Source organism: Acinetobacter sp. LCT-H3, from assembly GCF_001866125.1.
Classification (GTDB): domain Bacteria; phylum Pseudomonadota; class Gammaproteobacteria; order Pseudomonadales; family Moraxellaceae; genus Acinetobacter; species Acinetobacter schindleri.
On record NZ_MODX01000056.1, the window covers coordinates 1 to 4,707 of the forward strand.

The 4,707-nt window shown below is 32.2% G+C and carries 4 protein-coding genes and 1 pseudogene; 4 read left to right on the forward strand and 1 reads right to left on the reverse strand.

Features of this window, described 5'->3' with window-relative positions; all coding sequences use genetic code 11:
- Positions 1-304: pseudogene (locus BK820_RS14730) on the reverse strand (hypothetical protein); the annotation flags it as partial.
- Between the two features lie 212 nt (positions 305-516).
- Between BK820_RS14730 and BK820_RS14735 the strand changes: the two are divergent.
- The 4 genes from BK820_RS14735 (at position 517) to BK820_RS14750 (ending at position 4,631) form a co-directional block, all read left to right on the forward strand.
- Positions 517-1,866 (forward strand): MobA/MobL family protein, encoded by a 1,350-nt coding sequence (locus BK820_RS14735; protein ID WP_071321326.1) that lies wholly within the window; start codon positions 517-519, stop codon positions 1,864-1,866.
- Between the two features lie 226 nt (positions 1,867-2,092).
- A complete protein-coding gene (locus tag BK820_RS14740) occupies positions 2,093-2,422 on the forward strand; it encodes a hypothetical protein (RefSeq protein ID WP_071321327.1) in 330 nt (109 codons plus the stop codon).
- Positions 2,423-2,649: 227 nt separating this feature from the next.
- The gene (locus BK820_RS14745) at positions 2,650-3,939 is read left to right on the forward strand and encodes an AAA family ATPase (protein WP_071321328.1); all 1,290 of its coding nucleotides are present in this window, start codon (positions 2,650-2,652) and stop codon (positions 3,937-3,939) included.
- Between the two features lie 14 nt (positions 3,940-3,953).
- Positions 3,954-4,631: an RloB domain-containing protein gene (locus BK820_RS14750; RefSeq protein WP_143045205.1), complete on the forward strand. Its 678-nt coding sequence runs from the start codon at positions 3,954-3,956 to the stop codon at positions 4,629-4,631.
- Positions 4,632-4,707: the final 76 nt, after the last annotated feature.

Consider the following 4,707-nt stretch of genomic DNA (forward strand, 5'->3'; position numbering starts at 1 on the left):
TGAAATAAGCATCGACATTGGTCATTGATAGCTTTTCTAGTTCAAGTATAGATTGCTCCAATTTACTTGGTTTTGGATTGTGCTTTAATAGATTTAGATAGCTCATTCTCTTATCAAAATCATTTTTTTCATACCGACATTTTTTAACTAATGCCATATTTTGTATGAGTAAATTTTCAGGATTTATTTCATATTCTCTAAGAAAATTCAGCTCAATTTTTTTATGAAAAGGTAGAGTCCTAATATGCTTATAAAGTTCGCATAATTCATCTGGAGTAACGATCAAATTTGGACGACCTACCATAACTAAAAACCTTAAACCTACATTATTTCTTTTCTCAGAATAATATTCCCTGCCATCTTAGTCATTAATTATTTCTGTAAATCAGAAATAATTAATGACCTCGTTTCCGTGTCTTTTAATTGACATACCTCCTGACGGAGGTATGATCAAGTTAAAAGACACTACTTCTTCGTCCTGCGGAGCAAAAGCGACTACCACAAATTGAGATTTTTATGTATTACTACAACCAAAGGCAGAACGTAAAAAATAAAAAGATCACAATTAAGTCCGGTAAAAACAAAGGCAAAACAAAGGAAAGTCCAACTTCAAAAAATGGTTTTCACTACATCACCAGAACAGCTCACCATGCCACTCTCAAAGAAGGGGAATCTGTCGAATTTGTTAAGTCTGGGAACATGCCCCAATGGGCTAAGAATGACCCAAAGAAGTTCTGGCATAGTGCGGATAAATATGAAATCGAGCGCGGCCGGACTAGCCAAGTGATGACGGTTGCACTGCCAAAAGAGTTAAGCCAATGGCAACGGCAAGAACTTGTCGAAAAGTTTATTGATGAGTTCGCAAACAAGCATCAATTTCCGTTCACTTGTGCCGTTCATATCCATAAATCAGCAATTACGGGTGAAGATCAACCGCACTTGCATTTCATGTATTCAGAGCGAACCCTTGCCGATGGTTTGGAAAGACCACCGGAGCAATTCTTTAAGCAATATCGTCCAAAAAACCCAACAAAAGGTGGAGCTGAAAAACTAACAGCAGATGCATTGGGCTTAGGTCGTGATCAGATCGCTTATCATCGACAAGTTGCTGAGAACTTGATTAATGAAAGTCTGGTGACGTATGCACCCACTAAGATTGTTAAAGTGAAAGGGCGTAATCCTGGGGAGCCGGAGCTTGAAATTGTTGTGCTGAATATAGCTTCATGCTTGAGCAATAAAGACTATAACGCCAAATATGGTACTAATCTGAAAGATGTTGAGCAGATCCCACGTTATAAACTCAATAGCTCTGACCCGGATGTCATTAAAGAAGTACAAGCGAAGAAAGAAACTATTATTGCTACACGAGATTGGAATAATTTTGAGTTATATCATCAGCAGTATTACGCTGCACTTGAAAATTTCAAACGTAAAGAAGCTGAAAAACAGCAAGTAGTTGAGAGAATTTCAGCATCCGATCTAGCTTACAAATTAGATTGGATAACACATCAAGCGACGGCTGAAAAAGTCAAGGAAATTAGGAAACTCGCGGCTCTCCAAGACCAGCCAAATTATAACCATATCGACGTACTGGAACGCAAAGTATCACTATTAAATGATGTTGCAATAAAAGAAAATCGGAAAGAAGTATCAACTCTGATTTATGAAATTTATAAGCATGATTTAGAGCAAATACAAGAATGCTCAAACGGTCGATTTATGACTTATAGTGAAATGCGTATGTCAGAGCGTCTAAATGAGCGTATTTCACGATTTGAAAACTTATATGATGCAAATACACATAGAGATTTTAATGTTAAAAATACGCGAAATCATGATGATCCAAATAATACTTATGAGCCGTAATACGTAGTAAAATTTAAAAAAACCTCTACTCCAAAACGTTTGTAACCATATGATATTTATTGGGAAAGTAGTCACAATAATTAAATTCAAAAATTAAAAACCCACCACTCCAAAACACTCGTAAGTATATGAAATATATAAATAAACATATTACATTAATTTTCTAAAAATGAAGTAGATGGTATTAGGTATCAATTATTGAGTTAATTATTTTGGGTGACATACGATGAGTAAGACAATAGTGCTTGCAAAAGCTGTAAAAAATGCCGCGAAGTATCTAAGTCTTAATAAGACGCAACTAAAAAAAGTTTTAAATTTGCTTGATGAAGATTTTGTTGAACTAGATCCTTCGTCACCCTCTGGTCAAAACGCAATACTACTGATTAAAATTTATCAAAGTTTATATGTCTTGAATGGTGGTGATCCAGTATGGATGAAGCGCTGCATGATAAATAAAAATCACTCAACAGGTGGCATTCCGATTGATCAAATTCAGGAACAAGAGGGACTAGTAAAGGTACTTAGAGTTTTTCAGTATTTGTCGTCTAAAAACTAGAAAACTAGATTTGCCTGGGACTTGTATGGGAGTGGATTACTGGACTTATTAAACAAACGGTAGTTTGCTAGTTTTTTACTCAATATCTAATTAAAAAAATTTTTATGTTAAAAAACTCCTTTATGTCTAATTTATCTTCTATTGTGTTTCATATTTTTATAAATAGATTTACAATCATTTTTATAAGAAATAATATTAAAATATACCAATGAGTGGTAAAAAAAGACATGATTATTGATTTTTCTGTGCAAAACTTTAGATCTATTAAGTATGAGCAAAAAATTTCTTTTGAAGCTGATAATTCTAAAGACTTAGAAAATTATTTCGTTTTTACACCGAATTTATTACACCCTAAAAAAACTCCTCTAAGATTATTAAAACTTAATTTTATCTATGGTGCTAACGCTTCTGGGAAGTCGAATATTCTAAAAGCTTTACATGCATTAGATATTTTAGCGATTAGACCATCTAAAGCTAAAGATGAAGAAGTATTATTCATAGAACCTTTTGCATTTGACTCTACTTCCCATAGTGAGCCAACAAAATTCATAATTTCTTTTGTTGCTAATCAACTTATTTATCGTTATGAACTGACTGCGAATAAAAAATGCATACTTGAAGAAGCATTGTATTCAGTTGAGTCCGGAACAGGACTTTTATTTCATCGTACTACTGATGTCCAGAAACAGTTAACTAGTATTGACATAAAGTCACGTAGTAAAATGAAAGCTGATGATAGAAAAACATTATCAAACAGTACTTTATGGAACTCAACTGTTCTATCTACTTATCATTCTTTGAACATTGAAAGCGAACATTTTGATAATGTTGTGAATTGGTTTATTCATACATTAATGCAATATGTAGAACCTGACACTGATCTTAAATCGTATATATCTGAGAGAATTGAAGATAAAAAAATCGATAAAATCAACGTTCTAAGACTAATGCAAGAAGCTGATTTTTGCGTAAATGATTTATCTTTTAAACCAATAGAATTAACTCCAGAAAGAGTTGAATTTATTGAAAAATTGAAATCACGTGATACTGAAGTGACAAGAGAGCTACTTGATAATTTATTAAATGAAAAAGAGCTTTTCTTTACTCATAAGGTAGCTAATGGAAAATACGAGTTAAATTATGATGAGGAGTCATTAGGAACTCAAAGATATTATCAATTGAGTGGTTTGCTTGATTTCGTAACTAGACAAGATAAAGTAATTCCAATTGATGAATTTGAATCTTCTTTGCACCCTGATTTGATTAAACATTTTTTAATTTCTTATCTAAAAACAGAACATAAATCTCAAATGCTAATAACTACTCATTACCGAGAGTTCTTAGCCCAAAAGGATATTTTTAGGAAGGATGCTATTTGGTTTGTAGAAAAAAACCAGGAAGAATCCTTTTCTGAAATTTATTCTCTTGCTGATTTTTCGACCAAGACAATTAGAGAAACTAGTTCTGTTTACAATGCATATGTAACAGGAAAACTGGGTGCTGTTCCTAATATTTAAGATAAGTGAATTTTATGGCTCGTACTTCAAATTTCCGTGAAAAAAAACAAGGAAAAACTAATATTTATATGTTGGTAGATGGTGATTGTGAAAGTGATTATTTAACGGCCTTTAAGCGATCTGAGCCATATAAGACTCTTTTAAGACATGTGGATATTAAGCCTGATCTACCAAAATATAAGTCTATTGAAAGTCAATATGAGGAGTTGTGTACTCAACTGAATCATTATTCTAAAGTGATCTGGGTTGTTGATTATGATGTAATTTTAAAAGAAACAACGGAACAACAAAAAGGAAAAGAAACTTCTGAGCAGAAATTCCATAAATATAGGAAAAAATTGGAAAAATTGGTTTCTCAAAAGAAATATGAAGGGACAGAATTACATATTCTGATTAATAATCCATCTATAGAATACTGGTATCTATTACATTATGAAGCAACAGGAAGACATTATCGAACTTCAAATGAAGCAGAAAGACATTTAAAAAAGTACCTTAAAACATATACTAAGTTCGATGCCACTTATAGAAGACAAGTTTTTAGTCTATTAGAGCCTAAATTATCAGAAGCAATAAATAATGCTAAACGTATTGTAATTGAAGATGAAAATGAGATTTTAGCGAGAGCTGATATATATAAAATTTTTGAAAACAAATGTGAGTTACTTACAAGAGCTATTGATAAAAAATAGTCTAAAGAATGAATACATAGAATTTATAGTTTTTCTAAAATTAACNTATTGATAAAAAATAGTCTAAAGAATGAAT

Bases quoted from the DNA above. Each gene is read 5' to 3' on its own strand.
- BK820_RS14740 (WP_071321327.1), top strand. From the start codon at position 2,093: ATGAGTAAGACAATAGTGCTTGCAAAAGCTGTAAAAAATGCCGCGAAG.
- BK820_RS14735 (WP_071321326.1), top strand. From the start codon at position 517: ATGTATTACTACAACCAAAGGCAGAACGTAAAAAATAAAAAGATCACA.
- BK820_RS14745 (WP_071321328.1), top strand. From the start codon at position 2,650: ATGATTATTGATTTTTCTGTGCAAAACTTTAGATCTATTAAGTATGAG.
- BK820_RS14750 (WP_143045205.1), top strand. From the start codon at position 3,954: ATGGCTCGTACTTCAAATTTCCGTGAAAAAAAACAAGGAAAAACTAAT.